The following is a 25,853-nucleotide window of genomic DNA, read 5'->3' as shown; positions in this document are numbered from 1 at the left end:
ATGCAACCTGCAGCAGTAATTTCCGGGCTTGATGAAAAATCATCAAATAGATATTTACTACATAATATTACTACACTCATCCTTACAACACTGACATTATACATTGTGTTTGGTTCGCTTAATATAGCATATTCCTCTGAAAAGAAGAGTGTACCTAATATTGTATTTATACTCGCCGATGACCTGGGCTATGGCGATCTGGGCTGTTACGGCCAGAAAAAAATCAAAACGCCCCGCATTGATCAGATGGCAGCCGCAGGCATGAAATTCAGCCAGATGTATGCCGGCTGTACCGTGTGCGCGCCTTCACGATGCGTGCTGATGACAGGCCTGCACATGGGACACGCTCGCGTCAGAGGTAATACACGCGTGAAAGAAAACCAGTCTCTCAAACCCGAAGATGTAACCGTTGCTGAAATCCTGAAACAGGCAGGCTACAAGACCGCGCTGACAGGAAAATGGGGTGTGGGGGAAGCAGGGACACAAGGCGTTCCCAACCTCCAGGGCTTCGATTATTTTTATGGCTACCTGAATCAACATAATGCCCACAACTATTATCCCGGCTTCCTCTGGAAGAACGGAAAAAAAGTTTCACTGAATAACATCGTCGATCCTGCCACGATCAACTCCGACGGGCTGGGCGGAGTTGCGACTAAAAAAGTCGACTATTCGCATGATCTGGTCATGCAGGAAGCACTCGATTTTATCGATCGGAGTGCCCAGGATCCCTTCTTCCTGTATGTCGCGCTCACAATCCCCCATGCCAATAATGAAGCAGGACGCAAAGTGGGTGACGGACAGGAAGTTCCCGATTACGGCATCTATGAAAACACGGACTGGAAGAAACAGAATAAAGGACAGGCCGCCATGATCACCCGTATGGATACCGGTGTCGGCCAGATTCTGGATAAACTCAAAACCCTCAATATCGACAAAAATACTCTTGTCATATTCAGTTCAGATAATGGACACCACCGCGAAGGTGGCAACGACCCCGAATTCTTTGATGCGAATGGCCCCCTGAGGGGCATGAAACGCGATCTCTACGAAGGGGGCATCCGTGTACCCTTCATCGCGTACTGGCCCGGAACGACACCCGCAGATTCGCTTTCCCATCACATCGGCTATTTCGGTGACCTGATGGCGACTGCTGCAGAGCTGGCAGATGTCCCCTGCCCTCCCGGGCTGGACAGTGTCAGCATTGCTCCCACGCTCACAGGTCATCCTGACCAGCAGAAGCAGCACGACTTCCTCTATTGGGAATTCTATGAACAGGGGAGTAAACAGGCGGTGCGTGCAGGAAAGTGGAAAGCCGTCCGTATGCCCATGCTGACCGGCAATACAGAGCTGTATAACCTTGATCAGGACCTGGGCGAAGGCAAAAACATTGCCGACCAGCACCCCGAACTCGTCAAGCAGCTGGAAGCCATGATGCAACAGGCCCATTCAGATGACCCGCTCTGGCAGCCCGGCGGAAAAGCTCCTAAAAAACAGCCCGCGCCTGGAGATGGCAAACCGCGATTTTGAAACAGTTCCCGGCTGAATTGATATTGATCATCAATTACAAATATATGTTTCAATCGTCACGAGCGCGACTTCACCTGTCAGGATATCGTAGTATGCTGTTGATTTTGCAGAAACATTGAGGAATGTAAAGCCAAACAAAGTGCTGCAGAAACCTTCTACCGGGACTGTTGCCTGCGCGCGAACAGCAGGCAAAACACCAATGGCATTAACATCTAATGAAGTATTAAAGATTATTCCCGGTGGTGCACCAGGAGTCGTTATTCTGCCAAACACTAAATTCCCATCGCAGGAAGCATTTTGGTTCGGGTTTGTCACTACGATTGTGCCATCATAATTGGGATCCAATACAACAGGATTCCCGATTACAGTATTGGCAGCAGCATAGGTAACACCGGAGTTTCTAGGAGTCTCGGTCAGAACAGCTCCTGAAGCCCCCCACTCCTTAGCAGCAGCTAATGCTGCCGCATCAAGCGCTTTATTGAGTTCTGACTGAGCTTGCCATAAATTTGATATTTCTAAAACAACACAGAAAAAAATCAGAAAAACCGATCCCCAGAGGATCAGCCACAGTACTGCAATCCCTCGGCGATTGTTGTGAGCACCTGTATTTGAATCAATTCGTTTCATAAATGTAACGCAGAGTTAGAAAACAAGAAAAAAAGATATCACTTTATAAGTACAAGCAGTGTGCTAAGGAATGGTCGGTATGGGCAATAATGGAACCTCATAGATATACGTCGTTGTTTGTTCGACAATATAATCCTGGACTGAAAAACCGATACTTGAGATCAGGTCTGGTACATTGCCATTAAGCGGAACACAAACCGTCGTGCGAACCGACTGATTAACGAACACAACAGGCCCTGAAGCTGAGGGAGGAACCACTGGAAGAGCTGTTGTGGGAGGCTCGCACTCACAATCAGGATCTGCTACTGCAGGGTCAGAAACGGTAACTTCAGGACCAGGACCAAGAGGAGGAACGACAGGCAGAATCCCATCAGGAACATTATGTTCTAAGATGACCCGGCAACTCCCCAGAGGAATTCCCCCCACATTCAAGACCCGATCCACGCTCGCCTTCAATGGACCTGTATTTAATGTATTGATTGTTGCACGTTCTGTTTCGGAAGCAATCTTGGCAGCATAGCGACTCGCATATGCGGTCTGCTCATTGACTACATAAATCAGGGAAATCTGGACCATTGACAGCATGATGATCAGCAATGCAGGGGCGGTCAGAATCAATTCCAGCACGACAACCCCCGCTCGGGGAACTGTTGTCTCCTTATTTAATTGTCTGAATTTCTGCACGGTCAGATCCCATATAATTTCACAAGACAAATTTTTTTATGATTTCCAGCAATCTAATTGCTGCAATACTAGTTTGGCAAGCAATTTGCGTTCCCTAGATTCCTGTCACTTCAGTTCTCTGCAGAAACTGCGGAGAATCTGGAGAACGTCTGTCATTCAAGCAATCTGGAATTCCCGTACCATTCCGCCGGAAACAATTTTGCCTTGAATATTGATAACTAAACTTAGCACGCGCGAACCAAATGTCTCCATTTGTTAACACGTGCCAGAATTGAAGTGCGTAAAATGCAATTGAGCGGGCCTCGAAGCTTGTTGAATAACGGGAACAGCCGATTTTCCAGTTTAACTGGAGACAGGCAGCGCACAGGATCGGTATTGCTGGAATTTATCCTGGCGTTTCCGCTGATCCTCATTATCTCGCTGGCAATCATCGAGTTCGGTTTTTTCGCGCTGCTGCAGCAGACAGTGACGGTCGCCACAATCGAGGGTTCGCGCGAAGCAGCGCAGGTGGGTACAACAACCGACTCAGTGGGGAACTTGATCAAGCAGTATGTTGCCGTCAATTCTTTGAACCTGGTGGTGACTTCACCGGCTACATCAAATGCGGGTAACGTTTTAGTGACGATTGAAACGGGTCCGCCTACCTCTACCACCGTGACCATCGGAAACAGCGATATCCCCTGCACGCCGGTTGGTCCTGCCCCAGGAACTTCAGAAGTCAAAGTAACGGTTTGTGCCAATTTAACTGATACGAATGGTGAAATCCCCCTCCCCAACCTCTTATCTTCATTTGGTTTCACGCTTTCGGGAAAACAGATTGAAATCAGCGCTATGACCGGATTAGAGTAACAGCTGTCTGATTATCTCTTTCACACCGCTTTGAGTTCTTTACGGAACTCAATTTTCTGTCAGAACAGCAAGTTTCTCTGCACATGAACGAAATTGCGACAGGTATGTTCTTCTGGCTGTTGAAGATACTGGGTGCGTATCTCGGAATTCTGATCGTACTGACTCTCGTTCTCTCCCGCTGGAAAAAAAATTCATCCCAGGAAACGGAAGAAATTGCCGACCAGAAAAAGCAGCAGAAAAAACGCTGATCTACACATCTTCTTACTGGGCAAACGGCAGCGGGAACTGTTTCTGTGTCTGATTACTGGTTTGCGCAGGTCGCGTCCAGCGTCCCGTGGCATTACCGGCGGGTCTGCCTCGCATCACGTTATTCAGAAATGTTTTCAGAGAACCATCCAGCAGTGGATTCGATTTGATATCCACGATCGGACTGGAGGTCGTTCCCCGCAGTTCAACCCGAATCCAGCCACTGGTGGCGTGTCCGATCAACTGGGTAATCGCCGGTAGAGGCAGCTGGCGACGCGTGAGCTGAGAAAACAGATCCACTTTCAACCGTCCATCAAAGTGCGCTTCGCCCGCCTGTCCGTACAGACTGATGGCGTTTCCTTTGAGCTCGATATATTTCAGATGAAAGGTCTGGTTGGAAACCGTGAAATCGCAGAAGGCAGAATCAAAGGCGGTTTTATCGGGCTGAGCCAGGCGTACCACTTTGAAAATCTGGGCAATCGGAGGCAGTTCATAAATGGCAGCCGGGCTGATCTGCAACTGTCCCTGCCCTTTCAGGTCTGATTTACTGGACCCACGTCCCCAGAGCTGAATCCAGCCATTCATTACGCCACGCAACTGGGACTGTCCCGGCATATACCGGGCCGCATATTCTTCCAGCAGCCCCCGGTTCAGTTCGATCTGCATATTATAGGTGGGGATATCATTCAATTCGATATCCCCCATGCAGGTCAGCACACCACGGATTGCCTTGGCAGAAATCGGCTGCATGGAATTGATCTGCGGTAAACTGACTGACTGAAACTGCTCGCGACGGATCTGTCGCGAGCCGACTGTTAATTGCTGATCATGAATTTCAAACGGGCCTCTGATTTCTGTCAGATGATAATCCAGAATCACCGCCGAATCTAAATCCAGATCTCCCTTCAAATTGAGATGACTTCCATCCCAGTTCCCTTCTGAATGGACCTTACCGTAAACTTTAGTAAGATCCACACCGGCGGTCAGCGTGTTTTCAGCCAAATACGAATTCATATCCCACGCTGCGGTAATAGATGTTCCCGGCTGTTGTGAGCCACGAAATTCGATTTTGCCATTCGCTGAAATCGGTCGCTGGATATTGAGCGTATTCAATGCCGATGCCATCGCTTCCGGCAGTGCCTTCTGAAACGCACGATCCGTCGTCAAGTCATCGATGATCATATTATCCAGCAATACCCGCCAGTCCCCCCGAGGCGTGACTTCGGCAAATGCCTTTCCGATGCGAATTTTTGTCTCATCATGATTTCCAAAGATTCCTGACATGCGGACTTCGCTGACCCCTGTTTCAGGGTTGACGAAATAACTCCCATGGGCTTTCAGGTTATCCAGGGGGTAGGGAAAGTCTTTCAGACTCATACTGCCGTCAGACAAGGCCACACTGGGAATACTGACCTGCAACGGTTTGCCACGCTCCCAGACGACATGCGTATCCAGGTCAAGCTTCCCGGTAGGCGAGAAATTCATCCAGAGTTCCTGCAACGATTCTGGTAACGCCAGTTTGAGACTGGAATCACAGGATGCATTTTTGGCTGATACTTTCAGCTCCAGTTTACCATTATTGGCAAAACGGGCATAAGAACCGTCTGCCGACAGACTCGCACTGCCATGTTTGCCTGTCAGTTGCTCAAAGCGGGTGACTCCCGTATTACTGAAATAGGAGACACGCCCTTTGAGATCGCTGATTCGATAGGGAAATTCCTGATACTGCAACGATCCATGATCCATTTCTGCGACGAAATTCAAATGAATCGGCTGATCTAATAACGGGGCCCGAGTGAGGGTAAGGGTGGCATCGGCTGTTCCCTGCAGGTCGACCTGATCCAGTACTTTTCTGACGACCTCAGGAGAGGCAGCCCGCAGCGTTGCATCAATAGGCACCTGCTTGATTTGGACCCAGATATCAATCTCAGAAGCGGGGCCTGGATGCCTGACACGGCCTTTCGCTTCCACACGCCGCTGGCCAGCCGTTCCGTCAAAGTTCAGTCGCAGTGTGTCTCCCTGCGTCTGCTTCATTTGCCCTTTGATATGCGATACGCGATAAGGGAAATGTACCGGAATCACTTCTGCATCATAAGTCGAAACATTCAGATTCTGAATCTGCCACTTGCCTGTGCCAGGATGATTTAAATCAACTTCCAGATCCACATTACCACTGGGCCGTAACGTATCATAAGTACGGGCCAGGCCTCCCGACAGACGACTCCGCAGCCGTTCATCGAGTGGAAGTTTTCGCGTCTGGAAGGAAAAAGAACTCTTATATTTCAGAGGTGAATTGATGGCCGCATACTCAGAAAAGCGATGGATGCCTTTCAGTTCAAAACTGGTTTCACCATTAAACGCCTGTAAGTTCTGAACTTCCAGCCGCTGATTATTCACCAGCACCTTTCCCGCGATGTTACGCAATGGAAAAGGTAACACCGGGTGCTTCAGCTTGCCTTCACGTAAATGTGTCAGTACCTGAAACTGAGGGGGTTCGTTCTGACTGCTGCGCGCAAGACTGAATTGAATATCCATCTGGGCACTCACTCCCAGGTCATACATACCTGTGGCAGGATCTGGTTTCAATTGCAGGGATGGCATTGCTGTTTTCAACTGATTCATCAGTTCCGGAGAAATCCCGGTTGCCATCCGCACCAGATTCGGCCCAAACTCAAGTTGACTCCACGATCCTGCGATCGACCCCAGCTTGGTATTGATATCCCAGTAACCTGAGATTTCCAGTTTGCCTGCCTGGGGAATCGAAGTGTGGCCCTCAATTTCATAGCGGCTGGTTCCAGAGGGAATCAACCTCAAATCCAGATTCTGAAATGTCATCGTCGTGGGAACCCCCTGGGCTCCCCGTTCAAATTTCAATGACAGACTCCCCCGTTCAATGACCAGTTCGGGGAGTGGATTATCACTTTTGACCGGTTCCGGCAGACCTTCCCAGTTCCAGGTCCCGTCTGCCATTCGCACCAGCACCAGTTGGGGACGATTCAGCACCACTTTCTGAACGTCGATGATCTGGTGCCGTGCGAGCTTCTCCTGGTTCAAAGTCACTACGACCTCAGGCAAATCGATAATCGTGTCAGGGTGATTCACCACGTTCACCCGGCAGCCTTCAATCCGCACCCGACGCCGAAAATCAAACTGCGCCCGATCCATGTCGAGCATCAGTCCCGGAATATGGTTCGTTATCTTTTCCAGGATGCCCGCTTTTAACATTTCATCACTGCGCATCCACCAGTAATACCCGTAACCTCCGCCGGTAATGACCAGCGAAAACAGGATCAACAGACACCATTGAAATGTTTTACGAACAACCATAGCTTTACTTAATCACTTGAGATCTCTACCAGATCACGGATGGATTTCTTTCTTTTGAAATCGGGAAACATATAGCTGGCAGATACCCACGGCTGACAGAATATACAAACTGTATTCCGCCGGCAGTCGGTACCGCAGCGAACTGACAAACACCAGATGAATCAACGAAAAATACAGAATGGGTCCCGTTGTCATCAGCAACAGCAGACATTGATTCCGGGAAACCCAGGCTCCATAAACGGCAAAGACCATCACAGGCACAAAAACCACCGACACCGCCAGCATCATCCACCAGGATTGGAACTGGGCTGCATTCGGCCACGGTTTCCAGTATCGCAGCAGCTTCGCAGCCATTAACTGCAATACATGTCCTGGATGCTGCTTCGCATACGCAACCGCCCGTTGTGTATAGTGTTGATTCATTTCGTATTCTGTCATGGAATCCAACACGTGTTCCTGATCAAAAAAAGTCATGTCGCTGTCGCCGGTGGCCCGTGGATTCAAGCCATCATACAAGCTCGGTCCTGCCCAGAGCGTGGTGGGAACAAAATGTCCTGTCACCTGATAATTTCGTATCACCCAGGGCAACAGCATCAAAGTAAATCCCGCCAGCAGTACCAGTGCTCTCTGCACCGCTGCTTTGCGATGCCCTCTCGCACTCAAAATATAAAAGGCGACCACCAGGGGAACGACCAGCAGCCAGCTGGGTCTCACATAATACGCCAGTGCGAGTGATACGCCTGCCAGCAGTGACCAGAGGATTCCCCTGTTCCGATCTGTACTCTCCCATTTGATATTTGATAATTTGACGAGCACCCATAATGAAATCAGCATCGTGAGGGCAAATACTGTCTCGCTTAAAAACAGCACACTGAAACCCGCCATCACCGGAGAGACTGCCGACAGCCCCGCTGCCAGCACACCCACCGTTTCATTCACCAGCTCCTTCCCCAGTAAATAAACAACAAAGCAGGTCACCACGCCCAGCAACGCCAGCACCAGTCGTACCCGCGCATGCGATTCACCGACCACCGACATCGCTCCTGCCAGCACCACTGGAAATCCAGGCATCCGCAGTACACGTCTTGGTGGTGTGTAAATCGAATACGGTTCACCATGTTTCATGGTCTGAGCCAGCTTCCAGTAACCTTCTGCGTCTCCTTCAATCACGTATGTTCGATCAGGCTGACGATCCAGTTGGCGCTGCACGTACACCGCCACGCCACACCTGATAAATGCGGATATCAATAAAACCAACAATAATAAATAGTTAAGCCGTTTTGTCTGCGGCATATTTTTCCCTGCCACTTTTGAAATGTGGGAATAGTACGACTACTCGACTATCAGGGTCAATTCCAATATAGCTGCCCTGCAATCGCAGGTATCAATCATCTCTGATTTGAGACCCCGATTTCACAGATAGTCGACATCTCTACTGAACAAACTACGTAATGACACGAATCGATAATTCGCATTCGGTCCCCTCCAACTCACCCATCTTGACACAAAACCAATGATCGTTTAGTCTCCCCGCTCCTCTCTCAAGACGCATCACCTCCAATTCATCTCACTCCTTTCACGAAGCCCATTTTTAATGGCTGAGGGAAACTATGCGCTATTTCAAATTCTCGATACTCTCCGGAATCGCCCTGTTCGCAGTCGCCATGTTTTTCCTTTCCCGTTCGATTGATGGCTTTCTTGAAGTCAGCAAAGATTCAGAACAGGTCTCTACTGACTCAGCATTGGAATTATCATTATCAGAACCTGGTGAATTTCCCGAGCTCAACCTCGATTTCCCGGCGGGGGTAAATGAAAGTCCTGAGAAATCAGAATCAGCTCCTGATACACAAACCAGTAAACTGAAAACGCCCAAAGCACCGGGGCCTGTTTCAGAAAAGCCTGAAGATCAACTTTTAGCTGCTGGCTCAAATCAGACAGGAACAGTCCCTGAACTGAATCTTCTGTTGCTCGCGCAAACGACCAGAGAACAACGTACCACTCTGATTGAAGAACTCATTCGCCTGGATGCGGATCTGGTGCGTCAAGCGGCACTCACAGCCGGACTCCAGCAGGAGCGATCACCTGGTTCGGGTCAGACGGTCCAACAGATTGCACTTTCAGCCGGTTCTCCAGGCAAGATGATCTCAGCTGGATATTCCCCCCGACAGAATCCCACCCAGCCAGATCCGTTTCTGGTACAACAACAGCAGCCCGTACAAATCGTAGCCGCCTACCACGGAATCAGCATTAAGCTGCCAGGTACGCCGCTGCAGAACGGGCAACTGCACCAGAAGATTAAAGTCGTTCCCGCAAACACCAATACGCTGATGCCGGCAACGGTTTTAAGCCAGAACCTGGTCGCCCTCGACCTCCCGCCTCGACTCATACAGGCGGGCAACAGTCGGAACAGAACCGTACTCAAGCTGTCTGAACTGGGTGAATTCCAACCAGCCGAAATCGTGAAGCTGACAGGTGCGGGACTGGTGATCGGCCTGAATGGAACTGGTGACCGGAATATTTCTGCGGAGGCGATCCGGGCACTTAAATCATCCATGAACGCAATGAACATCGATCAGCGCAACATCAAAACACCAATCCAGGCCGGGAATCTGGCCAATGTCTCTATTGTGGTCTATATCCCGAACCAGGGAGTTCCCCGGGGAAAGCAGCTGGAGTGTTACATTACTGCAGCCAACCCGGGCGTCGATCTGACCGGCGGTTATCTCCTGCCGACGACGATGAATATTTCTGGTTCCCAAAATACAAAAGCTGACGCGATGGCGATGGGCTCAGTTCAGACCGATCACAGCAAACAAAAAAATCAGGCCATGATTGCCAGGGGGGCGCAACTCCTCACCGAGGTGAATCCCCGCCTGGTTTCAGGTCATGGAATCCCGCACCTCAAGTTTTTTCTGAATGCAGATGCCCATTCTCCTCAAGTAAGTACATTGATCACACGTGTGATCAATCAGTTTCTCCAGGCAGAAAAACACCTGAATTCCAAAGCCATGCTGCAGTCTTCCGGACTGATCATGATCTCACTTCCTCATAATGATCCACAGCAGGCACATCATCTGGCGACCCGGCTCCTTTCACTCGCCCTCCCTCTGCAATCATCCACTCCCCAATCACAACAACCACAAATCATCATCAACAGCAATACAGGCAAACTTCAAACCAGAGGCCACGTGCTTCTGCAACCTGCCTTCGTTAACCAGCAGGACCTGATCCTGGAAATCGGAGCTGCAACACAAAACGGCCCTGCAGAGGGTGCAGATTTAATTGCACTGCTGCAACATCTGCAGATTCCGCCGCAGATTCAAATTCAGCTCTTACTGCAACTTCAACAGCAGGGAAAAATCAATGCAACACTGCTCAGGGAGTAATCCCCTTGCCGTTGCCTGCTGAATCTGGGAAAATAGGGGACTGCCTGAATCAGTGTGGTCCCTTTTTTCATTGAGCTGATACTTTCATGTTTTCCGAACTAACTGGCATTGAACTGCTTCACATCGCCCAGCGACTCGCCCCTGTGATTCTGCTGGGACTGTTCTGGAGTTGGGAAAGCTGGGCAGCATTTAAACCTTTTGACAGACGGCTCCGCTATCGGCATGCTTTTCACAATCTGCTGCTGGCAGTGTTGAATGTTCTGTTCATTGGACTGTTGTTTGGTACTGCCGTGGAATTCATGTCCCAATGGTCTCAAGAGCACAACTGGGGGCTGCTCCATCAACTTCTACTGGGAACCATCTGGAAATCGATTCTGGCGGTCGTTCTGCTGGATGCCTGGATGTATTGCTGGCACAGGTTGAATCATCGCATCCCCCTGTTCTGGCGATTTCACCGTATGCATCACAGCGATCCTCATATGGATGTCTCCACTGCCACCCGTTTCCACTGGGGAGAACTGGCTTTTTCCACTTTGTTTCGTCTGCTGCTTATACCGCTACTGGGACTGGAGTCCTGGCAGATCATCCTGTACGGGCTTCTGGTCTATTTCTCCACGCAGTTTCATCATGCGAATATCTCTCTGGGAAGGCTTGATCCTCTCCTCCGCTGGCTGTTTGTCACACCTGACATGCATAAAATCCACCATTCTCGCCTTCACCGGGAATTTAATTCCAATTACTCGACGGTTTTTTCCTGCTGGGATCGCCTGGCGCGGACCTATCAGATGCGGCCCCACCTTGAAACCATTGATTTCGGGCTCCCTGATTATGATGACCCACACTGGCAATCCCTGCTGGGCATGTGGAAAACCCCTTTTAGTTCCCCACCACCACAACCGGACCCAGATCACCGGAAAAGCCCTCCAGATTGACATTTCAGACCGGCTTTTCGGTAGAATCAGCGCGCCTCAGCCGATACTCAATATACGATTCTGAAGTTTGTGTCTTGGCAAAGAGTCGGTGCGGAGGTATACTTCAATGCGTACCTGAGTATTTTTATATCAAATTCAGGACGATCTGGTTGGAACAAGCGAGTAGCGTATTCTCTGAATTGATTACGTTTTCCGACCTGAAAGGGTGTTTTGCAGAGCTGGATCCTCTTGTGGCCCTTTCTACTTGTGCAGCGGGTTTGCTGCACATCCCTGCTAACTGCCAACGGTTGTGTTGACCGCTGACGAAAGCATCCGCGTCGTTGTGGACGCATCGAATTCTGTGATTTTCTTGTTTATCCAGAGTTCCCACAGAAGCGACGTTTGCTTTTGGTCAAGCTGGTCCCACCTGCTTTACCCAAGTGAATCCCTGAAGAGTCAGGCGAACGATTCTCCTGCTCTCGTACACCCCAGGTGTACCGTTGCAACCAGACGGAACCGATGAAACTCACACGAACGTGAATCAGCGTCCCTCCGCTCTGTCTCCCAAAACGAATCGAATTACTAACAATATCAGTCTTGTCATCTGTGTAGATTCCCAGAATTCATCCCACATGATGAAGCCAGATTTCGGCAGACAGGACCAGAAAAAACATTAAGGCAAAACATTGAATACGTTTCAAGAACTCAAGTTAATTGCACCCGTACAAAAAGCTCTGGTGGAAGAAAACTACAAAATACCAACCCCCATCCAGGCACAGACAATTCCTGCCGCGCTGGAGGGACGGGATGTTCTGGGGTGTGCCCAGACCGGTACCGGTAAAACTGCCGCTCTTGCTCTCCCCATTTTAAATCAACTGGGAAAAAACAGTCGCAAATCAATCCCGCATCACCCGCTTGCCCTGGTCCTGGCCCCGACACGCGAACTCGCCATTCAGATCGGTGACAGCTTCGACGCCTATGGCAGACATCTGAAATTGCGATCGGTTCTGATTTACGGTGGTGTCGGCCAGGGAAACCAGGTGAAAGCCTTAAAACGGGGCGCTCACATTCTGGTCGCAACTCCGGGGCGCCTGCTCGACCTGATGAACCAGGGGCATATCAAGCTGAACCAGCTGGAAGTTTTTGTACTTGATGAAGCAGATCGCATGCTCGACATGGGTTTTCTTCCCGACCTTAAACGAATCATCACCCAGTTACCGACGCAACGACAGTCATTATTCTTTTCTGCCACACTGGCACCGAAAATCACGGAACTTGCACACAGCCTGCTGTCGAAACCTGTCACCGTCAATGTGACTCCCAAGACAACCAGTGTCGAAAAGATTCAACAGCAACTCATGTTTGTGGAACGCAATTTCAAACAGCCGCTGCTGCAGAAAATATTGGGCGGCGATGAAGTCGAACGGGCGCTGGTCTTCACAAAAACAAAACGAACCGCCAACACACTCTCACAACGCCTGGTACGCAGTGGGTTCAAAGCCACCGCGATTCACGGCAACAAATCACAGGGAGCGCGGCAGCAGGCACTGGAAGCGTTTCGACGCAAACAGGTACAGGTTCTGGTTGCCACCGATGTGGCAGCACGCGGAATTGACATCGATGGCATTACCCATGTGATCAATTTCGATCTCCCCGTCGAACCCGAAGCTTACGTGCACCGTATTGGACGTACGGGCCGTGCAGGTGCAAATGGGATCGCCATCTCATTCTGCAGTGAAAGCGAACGCAAGGAATTGCGTTCCATTGAAAGGCTGATCGGCCAGAAAGTCCCTGTTTCCAAAGAACATTCACAGGCTGGCCTGAAAGCGGAGAAACTCGAACCGGAACCACGAAGAGGCCGACAGCCGGCCAAAATCAGACAACAGGCAGCCAACGGGGCACGGCCTCCTCGTCGCAGAAGCCGACGTGCGGCGGAAGCGGCAACCGAAGCCAATAAAGTCAAACCAGGCTCCAAAAAGCCCAAGTGGAGACACATCAAAGCACGCTCTCAACAAACCAGCTAGTTTGAGAGATCCTCTGATGACTGACTTACGTCAAATCGAAAGACATAAGCTGATACCTGGAACGAATCACATTTAGCCATAGCGTCTCTCAATCTGTTATTCGCGGTCCCAATGGCCCTGGAGACGCTAAAGAAAAACTGGACATAATCTAGATCTTTATCAGGAGAATTATTATCGCAAAAAACCAGAACACTTTTGCCAAACGTCAACGTGAAGCGGATAAAAAGGCAAAAGCCGAGGCTAAGCGAGTCCGTCGCAATAATATCAAACAGGGAATCGAAACTCGCCCTCCGTATCAACAGGATATGGAACCAGGCATGAATGGCGAACCAGAGGACGAATCGTCCTTGTAAGATTGAATCGATAAAAAAAGACCGGAAGTCCCTCTGACTTCCGGTCTTTTTTATTTGCGATCTGATAACACATCCCCCATGTGATGTGTCGTACAAGTAGTTTAAAATTCACCCAGTACCTGACCATCCTGTTTGTCACCCAGGTGCTGGAAAGTGGGACGATCAATATTGGATGAAATAAAGCGTACTGCTCCGTCAGCGAGCAATGCATGCACGCCCCCCACATGATAACTGCGGGCAAAGTTATATTTCGTACCTGTATTTACGACACAAGGGGCGTTCGGCCAAGTCGTTGATTTACAGGCATAGTTCTGATCGGGTACCGGTGTATTCGGAACTTCACGTGTGGAAAATGTCATTTCGCCGTGAGCTCCCCCAATCCCGTAACAGCCGGGGCAACCCCAATAGGTGGTTGTAGCGGCGTTTCCCCGGATGATAATTTCCGAAACCATGATGGTATTCGAGGAACCATCTTTCAGATCACGAATCTTGGTTTTGGAGTTCTCAGAAAATATTCCGTTCAGATTTGCACCAGTCGTAACTGAGACGTTGCCCGCTGATCCGATATAGCTCCCCTGCGAACGTCCTGCAGAATCGGCATTTCCAGGCGTCGAAGGATCCGAAGGACACAGGTAAATGGGAACGACCGCCTTATAAATGGCAGGGTCGGTCACCAGATGCACATGAGTCGCCGTGCTGGCCGAATATTTGTTGTACAAGGGGGCCTGATCCACAAAAGGTAAGATCTGATGTGCCCAGGTATCTCGCCAGAGATGAGTCCCATAAGGGGAAGAGGGATTATAATTTCCAGCCTGTACTTCCATATGACCATAAGGAAACGTGACGTGTGTATCATGATAGTTATGCAATGCGATACCAATCTGCTTCAGATTATTTTTGCAGGTCGAACGCCGGGCCGCTTCACGGGCCTGCTGAACGGCGGGCAGCAACAGGGCAATCAGGATCGCGATAATGGCAATTACAACCAACAACTCAATGAGCGTAAAACCGCGCTTGCGAGATACAGACATGGGGACTCCTCTTAGTAGTTGATAAGAATGACGAAGAAAATGCAGGAGGGATTCAATCGGGGCAAAGTAACTCTGCCAGGCAGGGTGTTTCTGAAAAACAATGGCAGGGGGAGCGCTGTTAATTACTTACGAATAATAAGTATCGAACCATCTCGACCCGTTGACAATATCTAAGATTCTCAGAAACTGCATGTTTCCAGATTCTTATGTACACATTTTCTCTTCAATGTGCACCAAAGCGAGCTTCAGTATTCTAAAACCTCAGCGAGGTTTTTCCGTTGCACGTAAACAACAGTCTATTGGACAGACATCGTGACTCGCTCCCAATTCCCCCAGAGCGGGACGATCTGTCGTGCCACTCATCCGTTCTACGATCAGTTCTCTGATCATCGTAATAAATCGGGGATGAACGCCCACAGTTTTCGCACGCACCATATTAATACCCAGTTCCTGGCTGACATCTTTTGCCTCGGTATCCAGGTCAAACAGAACTTCCATATGATCCGATACAAAACCAATGGGAACGATCACGAGATCTTTGACTTCCCCTTTAGCCCCCAGTTCTCTGATAAAATCACAGATATCGGGTTCCAGCCAGGGCTGCTGAGGTGGACCACTCCGACTCTGATAAACAAGATGCCAGGGATGCGTTCCCAGTCGTTCACTCACCAGGCGGGCTGACTCCAGCAGTTGAACCTCGTATCGACAGCCAGCCGCCATTACCATCGGAATACTATGTGCCGAGTAGAGAATAGTGGCCTGCCCCCGTCTTTCTTCCGGGATCTGCTCCAACGCTTCCCGTGTCCGGGAAACTGTTGCTTCAATAAAACCCGGATGATTAAAGAACACGCGCAGTTTATCGACTTCTGGCGCCCCTGCTCCCACTTCCTTCTGGGCGCGTTGAATATCTTCCCGGTACTGTCGGCAGCCGGAATAGGAACTGAAAGTAGAAGTAAAAAAAGCCAATGCCCGTTTGATTCCATCGGCTTTCATTAGCGAGAGTGTGTCCGTCAGCAGCGGATCCCAGTTACGGTTCCCCCAATAGACAGGGAGTTGAGGACCATGCTCCGCCAGTTCCTGCTCCAAAGCCCGAATCAAAGCTCGGTTCTGCTCATTGATGGGGCTCACCCCGCCGAAATGCTGATAATGCTCGGCTACCTCCAGCATCCGTTCTCGGGGAACATTCTTGCCACGCAGTACATTTTCCAGGAAGGGAATCACATCGTCAGGCCCTTCCGGACCACCAAACGAAACAACCATAATGGCATCATACGTATTACTCATCGACGACTTGACTTTCCTGCCCTGCTCTCCAGGTTACGCTGACAACGGTTCTAAATGCCTGAACACACTTCCCAATCAATGGCTGAAAACTTCTCTTCATTTTGTAGCCTGCTATAGAAAAAATACCACTCCAAACATCAAATTATTTTGAGATGACGCTGATCGAGAGAAGGTTTCTGATTTCCACAGTCGTCTTCAGTGACCAGACCGTCCAAACCCTCACCCCAGGCTCATCTTAGACAATGTTTCCTTTTTCCAACATCATGAAATATTACCTATGACGTGAATGGGGGATGCTTCGGTTTTAAGGATTCTTCCACAGGCAGTCTTTACGCCGATCAGCAAAACGGAATTCTCACCAGATTATACCGAACTACTACTTTGTTAGCAGTTATAAATTGATATGCCCGCCGCCAATACAAAACATCGCTCACTTTTAAGATTTCATTGCAGGTATCAATTCGGATGACCACCCCCACCGTGCTGGAACTCCCGGAAGCACCCGATTTGCGTCAACAGACACAGTCGGTCAGTCTTCAAAACCAGTCAGCTTCTACTCGTTTTTACTACATGGACTCGATGCGTTCGATTTTGATGATGCTGGGAGTCGTACTGCATGGTGCGTTAATCTATTCGTCGGGTGACCACTGGATCATATCAGACACCCATAAATCCGAGTTTTTTGCCATCCTAGACTCTGTGATCCATGCCTTTCGTATGCCGGCATTTTTCATTATCGCCGGTTTTTTCTCGATGATGAGTCTTAAAAAATATGGCATTGGTACATTTACTCGCGTCCGTCTGACCCGCATCCTGGTGCCACTCTTCTGTACGGCTCTATTCATCAATTCTATTGAGTTGTATTTCCGCACGACGATTCTCCAGCATAATCCCATGACGGTCGCTCATTTTTTAACACAAGTTCTTCCCCAGAAATGGATTGTCGGCGAATGGGTTTCGCACCTCTGGTTCCTGTTAACGCTGGTGCAGTTTTTCGCGGTGGGGATCATACTGTTCGCTTTGAAAAATCATTTCAGCAGGTTCTCTCATTTTGATCGCTATCTCGGCGGTCTGCGAAAAAACTGCTATTTTCTATTTTTACTTCCACTGGCTGACATCTCCTGGTCCGTCGCTGCCCGACTGGCCCCTGATATATTCCATGGGTCCCTGTTTTGTGGACTCTTAAATCTAGAAGATTTCATGATCTATCTCCCCTACTACCTGGTAGGGCTCTGGCTTTTTCATGACCGACTTCTGCAGAATGAATTTCATACCATCGCCCGCTGGGAATGGAGCGCACTGGTTCTGGCGATTCTGACACATCATCTACTGGAAAACGCCCACGGTTTGAGCCAGGAAAGTTTTCTGCGGATCTATTCGACAGGCCTGACATTTGCTCTCTCCAGCCACATCTGTTACGTCCTGTTTTATAAATTCATGAACCGGGACTCCCCGGTCTTCCGCTATCTGTCCGATGCATCCTATTCGATTTACCTGTTTCATCACCTGTGTGTCATCGTGATCGGATATCTGCTGCTCAATGTACAGATTGCGATTGGCTACAAATTTCTTACAGTCGAACTGGCAACGATTGCTATTACGCTATCAATTCATCATTTTCTGATCTTACGATTTAAAACGCTGCGATTTATGTTCAACGGTAAATAAAGTCCGGCTGGTAGAACCACTTTCTCCCTGTCCTTCAAGTCGCCCATTGCCTAGAATACTTCAGGTGTTCTATGAACTCTGAACTTAACCTGGCTTACACGACGAGGGACAAAAGTGTCATGACGATTTCACAATTACCGCTCCTGTTTTTCATTGGTTTATCGCTCACCACACTCTTCGCATTGATCAGCGGTTGTGAGAAATCCGTTTCCATGGAAGACCGCCCGGTCGCCCTCGCCGAAGAGTTGTCTCAACCCCGGGAAACTCCCGTTGCACAGGAAGACGGAGGCCTGGAAGTCGTCACACTGGGCTCAGGCTGCTTCTGGTGCACGGAAGCCGTCTTTCGCGAGCTGAAAGGTGTCAAATCAGCGGTTTCAGGCTACTCCGGCGGCAAAGTCGATAACCCAACCTACAAAGCCGTCTGTAGTGGCACAACAGGCCACGCAGAAGTCATTCAGGTCACATTCGATCCGCAGCAGATTGCCTTTACCGACATCCTCAAAGCCTTCTGGGAAACACATGACCCCACGACCTTAAATCGCCAGGGTGCTGATGTAGGCACTCAATACCGTTCCGCCATTTTCTATCACAATGAAAAACAAAAAGAAGAAGCCGCCTCTTATAAAAAACAGCTTGATGCGTCAGGCCAGTTTAAGAGCCCGATCGTGACGGAAATCACCAAGTTTGAAAAATTCTATCCGGCAGAAAATTATCACCAGGACTACTTCAAACTCAATCCGGAAAACCAGTACTGCCAGTACGTGATTCGACCTAAACTGGAAAAGTTTCGCAGCAAATTCGCTGATAAACTGAAGAAAGCGGAACCTGAGAAAGAATGAGAAGTGAATCTGCGAATTCAGATAGCTCCGCTGCAATACTGGCGTAGGTCAAGCATCCAGCCGGTCATTCGAGATACTGAAACCTCAACGCGAGGTAGCTGATAATTTAGAACTTTCTGTAACTTTCCTCACATCCACGGCTTCATTTGAAAACCGGTCTCGGTACCAGTCGGCAAACTGATGACTGAGCTGCATCAGTTTGGCAGTGACGGAAGTCGCAGAATAATGCACATAGCGGTAACTGTTCTCTACTGATGTGTACCAGTTCTGCTTGGCTTTCAGTGACCCCGGACCAATATCCAGAATCCGGTCTCCCCGCAGCATGCTGTCTTGAATCATCCGCCCCATCAGCACGCAACCTGCGCCTTTGACGGAAACACCGGGATCAAAGCCCATCCGCAGGGAGTAAACAAGTCCGTTATAAACATAATTATAATTAAAAGCGGCGGGGCGACCTGCAACAAACAACATATTCAGATCGACAGCGCCAGCCTGAACGGCCCGTTCATGCACGTCACGGATAAACGGCGCGACGCTCGCATGAGACAGTGTAGTCCCCGTAGTTGATCTCCCCTGCCAGCTCTGACGGGCAATCTCCTCACACTGGTCGTATAAATCCCAGCGGGGATCACTTTCTCCAGCCGCTGCGCCAGCAGGCCGGTATCTGAGATATTTCACATTCCCTTCCTGCTGCACGCGTTTTTCAGAACACAGGTACGTCTTACGGGCTCTGGTCGAGCGGGAACCCAGATACTGCTCCCAGTTCTGTTTCAGATCAACATAGGCAGTCTGACACCACATGAGTGTTTCAAATGAAACATTCATGGACTTTAACGCCTGTTCTGTCGCCCCACACTCAAAGCCGGTACTGTCCACGCACCGCAGATCAAGTAAATCCCAGTCGCGCCGGGAATGCTGAATATAATCTAAAGCAGTGCATAACGTCTTTGTCAGATCAGCGGACACCGGACCATAAAAACTGCCCCAGTCATCAAACGGAAATGTTAGAATCCGGCAGAGGCCAAACTTTGATTTAATACGACGCACACAGAGAGGAACGATTCCCGTCACCTGTTCCCCATCTCGTACAACTAGCACTCTTAATGTCTGATCTTCTGCAAAATGTTTCCAGTAAACCTGTAACCATTCCAGTGACCGGAAAAATGTTCCCCCCGGAGTCACTCTGAGTAATCGCTGCCAGTCTGACCGATAGGCGGTAAGGGCATCAATCTCATTCAATTCAATTACATCTGACATCTGTCACTCATTTCAGTTTCACTGTCCGATTCAAAATCAAATAGACATGAAAACATAACAGCTGCAGTCAAACTGGAAGTCATCGATCATCTTACACCATTGCCGCAGACTGTTTTTCACATGATTCACAAACTTAGCCTGCCTACACTGGAAGAAACGAATTTTCACCTCCGTGATTTTTATTGCCGCCTAAAACCACTCACCAACGTCGAATTATGACGGTTATAACGAAGATAAAATACGCTTCTCCGGGAAGACAACATGGCTTTATTAAGGATGAGTAACTGGTAAGACAGACGCGGGATCTTGAGGCTACGACACAAACGAAGTCGGCCCCGGATCGCAATCTGGTCCCAGGTTGCACTTTCTGATACTCAGCGTCGATTAACGGGCACTTTCTGGTGCTGTAAATCGAGCTGCAGGCTGGTATCACTGCTGCCAAATCGATCTCGGAACCAGGAAGCCACCTGGTGACTCAGGCGTAAGACATTTCCAATCGAAGACGCAGGAGAGTAATACACATAGCGATAGCTGTTTTCGACCGATGTGTACCAGTACTTCTTGGCTTCCGGGGCACCTGTCCCGACATCCAGAAGCAGATCTCCCCGATCCATACTGTCATGCAGGATGCGCCCCACCAGCAGACGGCCCAGTCCCTGATCGGAGACCTCAGGGTTATAGCCCATTCGCAAACCGTTGATCAAACCGTTCTGGACGAAATTATAACTGAACGCAGCCGGCTGACCGGAAAGAAAGATCAGGTTCAAATCGAACGCCCCGGCTCGTACAGCGTTTTCGTAGGTATCGCGAAAAAACTGGCTCACATTCGCATGTGTGATTGTAGTACCTGTCGTAGAAGATCCCTGCCAGCTTTTGGCGGCGATCTGTTCGCACATTTCATAGAGGTCCCACCGGGGATCACTCTCTCCAAATGCTTCGCCGCGAGGACGATACCGCAGATGCTCAATCTCTCCCTGGGCCTGCAGGTTTCTCTCCGCCCGCGCATAAGTCTGACGGGCCTTACGGGGACGGGCCGCCAGATACTCTTCCCACGACTGACTGAGATCCACATACATCGCCTGTTCCCACAGGAATTTTTCAAACTCCATATTTTCTGCCTGGAATGCCCGCTCTGTCGCCCCCCCATCAAATCCATCTGTTTCCACACACCGCAGGTCAATCAGATCCCAGTCTCGGCGGGAGTTCTGGAGATATTGAAAAGCGGACCCTAGCGTTGATTCCTGGTCAGCCGAAACCGGACCATAGAAACTCCCCCAGTCATCAAAAGGATATGTTAAGATCCGACAGGCCCCGAATTTGGATTTGATCTTTTTCCAGCAGAGAGGCACAATGCCCGTGACTTCACCATTCTCACGCACTACCAGTACGCGTAGTTTCTGATCGGCAGCAAAATGTTTCCAGTAAACCTGCAGCCATTCCCGAGACCGAAAAAACGTCCCCCCTGGCGTGAGGGGAAGCAGCCTGCTCCAGTCACTCTGAAAATCATTTAAGGCGTCGGTCTCGTTCAGTTCAATTACATCGGACATGGCGGCGTCTTCTCTTATTTCGAATTCATATCACATCAAGTAGTCAGCGCATTTGATAGCTCGTGAACCTGGTTTATCTGCCAGGAAAATAACTGCCAATTCGTTGCTGCAGATTGATCTGTCTGGCAGCAGGGTATCACTGACTCACTGTTCGTCTCTGAAGCTTAGGTTGCGTACAGTGAATGCCAAATGCATCGAGGCAAAAGGAGGAAAATACCGAGGTCGGTTTTTAATGAATTTCAGGAAGAATCCGAAACTGCGGATAAATTCGGGAACAGAAAACCGGGAGATCGGCAGAGAAGACTGAGAGAGGACTAAAAATCGCAATTCAAAGCTTACGACCACGGAATCGTAAAAGCAGGCAATTCAAAGCAAAAAATAGGGCCGACAGGACTCGGAAGATTTGGCGTAAGCAATTAGCTCCTAGTAAGATAGCAATATAGCACATTTCAGAAGTTGCAGTAGGTGTTGCAGCTGGAATACTTTTTAGTCTAAGGAAGCTTAGTCAAACTCCCATGGTTGGATAGATTGACACTGCTTTGTGTGCTTGTAAATTTAAACTAGTATGACATCCTCGATGATTTAACTATGTTATTTCTGTGGAAACATGCAAACCCAAACATATAAACGGGGAATTCTTTGGTGACCGTCACACCTGAATTCGGTAGAGGGGACGAAGGATGATAACAATTAAGCTGCAAAATAATCATTTTCAATTCGATAAATCTAGCTACAACCACTTTTCGCCATTATCCATACCGTTACATATGCGCAGCTAAAAAATGCCAATCCGTTGCATATTATACAATTTTCTCATTGATTCCTGTTGCTCGTATTGCATATTATATAACGAAAGGATATGTTTCTGCCGATAAGCAAAGGAGAATGACCAGTGTCTGGCAGTGAGAAAAAGAAAATAAAAATTGCCCTAAAGATAGGAGGAGGTCCATCTCCTGGATATTTATGGAATGTATTGCTTTTAGATGGGGCACTGAGCGATTCTGATAGATTTTTAGAGAAGGTCCAATACCAACATTTTGAACAGCAGTTCAAGCTGATGGCATCTTGTAGTGAGCCTCTTCGATGTCCCGGCTTAGACATTGACCAAATAGAAGATTTTCACGAACTGAAAGATACTGGAGGTGTTCTCAGATCCAATAGCTTTCGTGTATTCTTTGGAATCGATAAGTCGGATAAGAAAAATCACTCAATAGTCGTCTTGGGGGTTTGCGTAAAGAAGACCAATCGCCAAACTCCCAAACCCGTGAAATTAAAAATACAGGGGCGCTGGCGTAAATATAAAAATGGTGACTACAAGGAAGTATAGCCGAATTCAAGTGCAATTTGGATTGCATTTACCGAAGGACAGATATAATGACCACCACTCTCAATAACTCAAACTCATTTGATACAAATGATGGTGTGAGAGCTTATGTTGAGCAATCTCTCAAAATGCTTGATCAAGTTGTAGAGCAAGTTATTCCTAAAGATGATGTGGACAATTTTAAAGAACTTCTGGACATTTTCTTTGCCGCAGAAGATAAAGAAGAAAAGCAGGAAGCATTTGAAGGCTTAGTTGAAATTCTCATGCAGGAACCTATTACGGTTTCACGACTGGATTTAGATCATGAACCAGGAGAAGAGATTCAAAAATGGATGAATTTTGTTGGCAAAAAAATTCACCGTTATAGAAAAGCAGCAAAGATGTCTCAAGAAGTTCTGTCAGAAAAAACTGGCCTTCCACAGAGTCATATCAGCCGACTTGAAAGCGGCAAACACAGCCCATCAAATGCTACTCTTAAAAAAATCGCAGCCGCTCTTGACATTGAAATAAAGCTGCTTGATCCATCTGCTTGATTCGCTTTTCACAACACACTAAGCCGCCTATTTGGGCGGCTTTTTTTATGTTTTAGTATTATCTCTATTATGAATCAATCACTCTTATTTTAAAAGATATAGAACACTATGACAGAAGAAAACAGTGCAAAGGTAGTTAATATCGAATGCGCTTATTGTGGCAATTCCTTTAATGTAACTCCTCGCTTAAAGCCTTGGTTGAAGTCAGGCCGGGTTACAATTACTTGCTCATCTTGTAAGGAAGAATTTCTTTGGAAGGCTTGCCCTCAGGGAGCCCTAAGCGAAAAAGATATTATTGAGTTAATAGATCTTGGGAATGACAAAATCATAACACTAGAAGAGTATGATGGTGCCACATATTCAGCTCAGTCTTTCGCAAAAACATTCCAAGATACATAGAATGCTATCCCAGAGCCTGTAACAGAGATCATAAAGAACCACTGGTTGAAAAGTGATGGTGCACCTTCAGTCTGGCTTCTTAATCCTAGAGAAATTGGCGAGGGATCACCATGGGCAGTCACGAGAGATGAAGGTCGCACATTTTTCTTTCTTTCCAAGGTTTTAGAAAAAATCCCTTTCAACTACCTCCAACTATTCGTCGCTCATGAACTCGCCCATACATTTTGTATTGTCTTAAACGAACCTTCACACATGACAATGGATGATCCTATTCGGCGTGAATGGATTGTATGGCAGTTAATGGAAAAATGGGGCTTTGATCAAATTGGAGCAGAGGCATGGATGGATCAGAACTTTGATGAGGCATCTTTAGACTTCCATGAGAATCCAAAGAATTGGGAAGAATCACTTCGAAAGGTGAGAGAGGGACATGAGCTTCTAGTAAATCAACTTTCTGACCAATCTATCCCATCAGAGCTCAATACTTGGTTATGAATGTATTCAAGCACTCACTAAAAAAGTTGATTTTTACACTCATAGAAAATGTGTGAGAAATCGACTTTTAAATAGATTCTTGTATCTACTAGATAAATATAGTGATCAAATAATACTCAAATTGCTTGCTTATAGGGATCGCATTTAAGAGAATCCAAAAAAAAACGCCAGCGGTTGAGGCTGGCGCGGGCCAATGGATTAACCATTGGGGGTGTTTGTATAAGGAATTATCGGCCACATGAGTGAGGAAATCAAGTCCAAAAAGCAAAGAACCGTTATATATATCGACGGTTTCAATCTCTATTTTGGGATGAAAGATAATGGATGGAAAAGATACTATTGGCTGGACTTATGGAAATTTGGAGAAGCGATATCTCAAGACAGAGAGGTCATAAGTGTCAAATATTTCACGGCAATCGTATCGAAACCGGCAGCTAAAAACGTTAGGCAAAGGAAGTTTATCAGCGCCCAGAAAACGCTGAACAACCCTCCCGATATTATCAAAGGAAAATATTATTCCAAGACTAAGCACTGTTTAAGCTGCGAAGAACCATATGAAAGACACGAAGAAAAAATGACAGATGTCAATATTGCCACCCATTTAGTAAATGACGCCTGGCTGGATCTGTATGATGTGGCAATAGTTGTTAGTGGTGATAGTGACCTCTCTACTCCAATAAGAACTGTTAATAATCAATTCGAGGACAAGAAAGTAATTGTAGGCTTCCCACCAAACAGACACTCCAAACAATTGAAAGGATTGGGAAGTTGGTTTCCTATTCATGAAAGCACGTTCAAAAAATGCCAACTTCCAGATGTAATCGAACGAGAAGGAAAGCAGGCACTTACTCGACCTGATAGGTGGAAATAAATACCAATACAAGAATCTCTCTGTTGATCCTCACGGACGAGGTCTGTACCTGTCAAACTGCCGTTCCATTATTTGCTGCTGAAGCAGATTGTTTTGCGTACCTTGAAGTGAGTTTTGATTTCTCTGCAGATAGTTCGATTCACGTTGAAGATTGATCATTTCTTGAGTTTGCATCTGCTCTCTGATCTTTGTGAAATTATTAAATCTCTGCTGTGCAGCCTGTTGTTGCTGCGGAAGTACTACAGATAGATAATATTGACGCTCCTGTCGCTGCTTCTCGGCTTCCATTTCTTTCATTTTTTGTTGGAACTGGACACCACGCGCTTTTGCTTCTCTTCGTTTTTTTTGATACGCGTTTGATGCTGCGTATGCCTTTGAATTATAGGTAATGACACTGCTGCGTTTCTTAGTTTCAGGGGCATCTATTTCAGACTCTGCAACACCAGGACTTTCAAGGCTGGGTTGTTCTTCATTTCTCTCAATCGATGACGAGTCGACTTCTATCTTCTCTTGATTCGAGCTAGTAAAGAATTTCACCTCTGGAATAAGATTTTTTGTATGAGTTGTGCTTGCATAGGATATCCAGAAACCACTCAGGAAAAGCATTCCCAATGTGCAGGTCCAAAGAAGTGCTTTTTGCATAGCTTAATCCCCACAAAAAATGAACATAT

General features: G+C 48.0%; 22 protein-coding genes. 13 read left to right on the top strand and 9 right to left on the bottom strand.

From position 1 onward, the window contains the following. Window positions 1-1,527: an arylsulfatase gene (locus tag GmarT_RS06780; RefSeq protein ID WP_081459656.1), complete on the top strand. Its 1,527-nt coding sequence runs from the start codon at window positions 1-3 to the stop codon at window positions 1,525-1,527. A gap of 30 nt (window positions 1,528-1,557) precedes the next feature. Here GmarT_RS06780 and GmarT_RS06775 read toward each other — a convergent pair whose 3' ends face one another. Together GmarT_RS06775 and GmarT_RS06770 are read right to left on the bottom strand one after the other, a co-directional pair. Further along, on the bottom strand, window positions 1,558-2,154 hold the full coding sequence (locus tag GmarT_RS06775; protein WP_149302499.1) for a pilus assembly protein TadG-related protein: 597 nt from the start codon (window positions 2,152-2,154) through the stop codon (window positions 1,558-1,560). Between the two features lie 63 nt (window positions 2,155-2,217). Next, window positions 2,218-2,838, bottom strand: a complete 621-nt coding sequence (locus GmarT_RS06770) for a TadE/TadG family type IV pilus assembly protein (protein ID WP_002649473.1) — start codon at window positions 2,836-2,838, stop codon at window positions 2,218-2,220. A gap of 375 nt (window positions 2,839-3,213) precedes the next feature. Here GmarT_RS06770 and GmarT_RS06765 point away from each other — a divergent pair, with 375 nt between their 5' ends. Beyond that, window positions 3,214-3,687 carry a TadE/TadG family type IV pilus assembly protein gene (locus GmarT_RS06765; protein WP_002649474.1) on the top strand — a complete coding sequence of 158 codons (474 nt, stop codon included), beginning with the start codon at window positions 3,214-3,216 and terminating at the stop codon, window positions 3,685-3,687. A gap of 83 nt (window positions 3,688-3,770) precedes the next feature. Next, a complete protein-coding gene (locus GmarT_RS29410; protein WP_002649475.1) occupies window positions 3,771-3,935 on the top strand; it encodes a hypothetical protein in 165 nt (54 codons plus the stop codon). 13 nt (window positions 3,936-3,948) lie between these two features. Here the strand turns inward: GmarT_RS29410 and GmarT_RS06760 are convergent, their stop codons facing one another. Continuing rightward, a complete protein-coding gene (locus GmarT_RS06760; RefSeq protein WP_149302497.1) occupies window positions 3,949-7,260 on the bottom strand; it encodes a DUF3971 domain-containing protein in 3,312 nt (1,103 codons plus the stop codon). Window positions 7,261-7,293: 33 nt separating this feature from the next. Next, the gene (locus GmarT_RS06755) at window positions 7,294-8,475 is read right to left on the bottom strand and encodes an ArnT family glycosyltransferase (protein WP_002649478.1); all 1,182 of its coding nucleotides are present in this window, start codon (window positions 8,473-8,475) and stop codon (window positions 7,294-7,296) included. A 395-nt stretch (window positions 8,476-8,870) separates the two neighbouring features. Between GmarT_RS06755 and GmarT_RS06750 the strand changes: the two genes are divergently transcribed. From GmarT_RS06750 to GmarT_RS06740, 3 genes are all read left to right on the top strand, one after another. Continuing rightward, entirely contained in the window at window positions 8,871-10,646 is a 1,776-nt protein-coding gene (locus GmarT_RS06750) for a flagellar basal body P-ring protein FlgI (RefSeq protein ID WP_002649480.1), read from the top strand. An 86-nt stretch (window positions 10,647-10,732) separates the two neighbouring features. Continuing rightward, a complete protein-coding gene (locus GmarT_RS06745; RefSeq protein ID WP_002649481.1) occupies window positions 10,733-11,578 on the top strand; it encodes a sterol desaturase family protein in 846 nt (281 codons plus the stop codon). 665 nt (window positions 11,579-12,243) lie between these two features. After that, window positions 12,244-13,581, top strand: coding sequence for a DEAD/DEAH box helicase (locus tag GmarT_RS06740; protein WP_002649482.1), 1,338 nt, complete (start codon window positions 12,244-12,246; stop codon window positions 13,579-13,581). A gap of 454 nt (window positions 13,582-14,035) precedes the next feature. On the opposite strand, the gene GmarT_RS06735 is transcribed toward GmarT_RS06740, so the two are convergent. Beyond that, a complete protein-coding gene (locus GmarT_RS06735) occupies window positions 14,036-14,965 on the bottom strand; it encodes a DUF1559 domain-containing protein (RefSeq protein ID WP_002649484.1) in 930 nt (309 codons plus the stop codon). A gap of 261 nt (window positions 14,966-15,226) precedes the next feature. Continuing rightward, a complete protein-coding gene (locus GmarT_RS06730) occupies window positions 15,227-16,249 on the bottom strand; it encodes a ferrochelatase (RefSeq protein ID WP_002649485.1) in 1,023 nt (340 codons plus the stop codon). 465 nt (window positions 16,250-16,714) lie between these two features. On the opposite strand from GmarT_RS06730, the gene GmarT_RS06725 reads away from it, so the two are divergent. Both GmarT_RS06725 and msrA read left to right on the top strand, forming a co-directional pair. Next, window positions 16,715-17,917, top strand: coding sequence for an acyltransferase family protein (locus GmarT_RS06725; protein WP_002649486.1), 1,203 nt, complete (start codon window positions 16,715-16,717; stop codon window positions 17,915-17,917). A gap of 119 nt (window positions 17,918-18,036) precedes the next feature. Continuing rightward, window positions 18,037-18,756: a peptide-methionine (S)-S-oxide reductase MsrA gene (gene msrA, locus GmarT_RS06720; RefSeq protein WP_002649487.1), complete on the top strand. Its 720-nt coding sequence runs from the start codon at window positions 18,037-18,039 to the stop codon at window positions 18,754-18,756. A gap of 84 nt (window positions 18,757-18,840) precedes the next feature. Here the strand turns inward: msrA and GmarT_RS06715 are convergent, their stop codons facing one another. Both GmarT_RS06715 and GmarT_RS06710 read right to left on the bottom strand, forming a co-directional pair. Continuing rightward, window positions 18,841-20,013 carry a GNAT family N-acetyltransferase gene (locus GmarT_RS06715; RefSeq protein WP_002649488.1) on the bottom strand — a complete coding sequence of 391 codons (1,173 nt, stop codon included), beginning with the start codon at window positions 20,011-20,013 and terminating at the stop codon, window positions 18,841-18,843. A gap of 374 nt (window positions 20,014-20,387) precedes the next feature. Then, entirely contained in the window at window positions 20,388-21,560 is a 1,173-nt protein-coding gene (locus GmarT_RS06710) for a GNAT family N-acetyltransferase (protein ID WP_002649489.1), read from the bottom strand. An 892-nt stretch (window positions 21,561-22,452) separates the two neighbouring features. Between GmarT_RS06710 and GmarT_RS06705 the strand changes: the two genes are divergently transcribed. From GmarT_RS06705 to GmarT_RS06685, 5 genes are all read left to right on the top strand, one after another. After that, on the top strand, window positions 22,453-22,887 hold the full coding sequence (locus GmarT_RS06705) for a hypothetical protein (RefSeq protein WP_002649491.1): 435 nt from the start codon (window positions 22,453-22,455) through the stop codon (window positions 22,885-22,887). Between the two features lie 47 nt (window positions 22,888-22,934). Next, window positions 22,935-23,417, top strand: coding sequence for a helix-turn-helix domain-containing protein (locus GmarT_RS06700; protein ID WP_002649492.1), 483 nt, complete (start codon window positions 22,935-22,937; stop codon window positions 23,415-23,417). Between the two features lie 108 nt (window positions 23,418-23,525). Continuing rightward, complete coding sequence (locus tag GmarT_RS06695) at window positions 23,526-23,816, top strand: hypothetical protein (protein WP_002649493.1); 291 nt, start codon at window positions 23,526-23,528, stop codon at window positions 23,814-23,816. 45 nt (window positions 23,817-23,861) lie between these two features. Continuing rightward, window positions 23,862-24,311: a hypothetical protein gene (locus GmarT_RS06690; RefSeq protein WP_002649494.1), complete on the top strand. Its 450-nt coding sequence runs from the start codon at window positions 23,862-23,864 to the stop codon at window positions 24,309-24,311. 238 nt (window positions 24,312-24,549) lie between these two features. Next, entirely contained in the window at window positions 24,550-25,182 is a 633-nt protein-coding gene (locus GmarT_RS06685) for an NYN domain-containing protein (RefSeq protein ID WP_002649495.1), read from the top strand. A gap of 30 nt (window positions 25,183-25,212) precedes the next feature. Here the strand turns inward: GmarT_RS06685 and GmarT_RS06680 are convergent, their stop codons facing one another. Then, window positions 25,213-25,824 carry a hypothetical protein gene (locus GmarT_RS06680; protein WP_149302496.1) on the bottom strand — a complete coding sequence of 204 codons (612 nt, stop codon included), beginning with the start codon at window positions 25,822-25,824 and terminating at the stop codon, window positions 25,213-25,215. Window positions 25,825-25,853: the final 29 nt, after the last annotated feature.

It is taken from the genome of Gimesia maris (assembly GCF_008298035.1).
In the GTDB taxonomy this organism is placed as follows: Bacteria; Planctomycetota; Planctomycetia; order Planctomycetales; family Planctomycetaceae; genus Gimesia; species Gimesia maris.
This window is presented reverse-complemented; position numbering and strand designations above follow the sequence as displayed.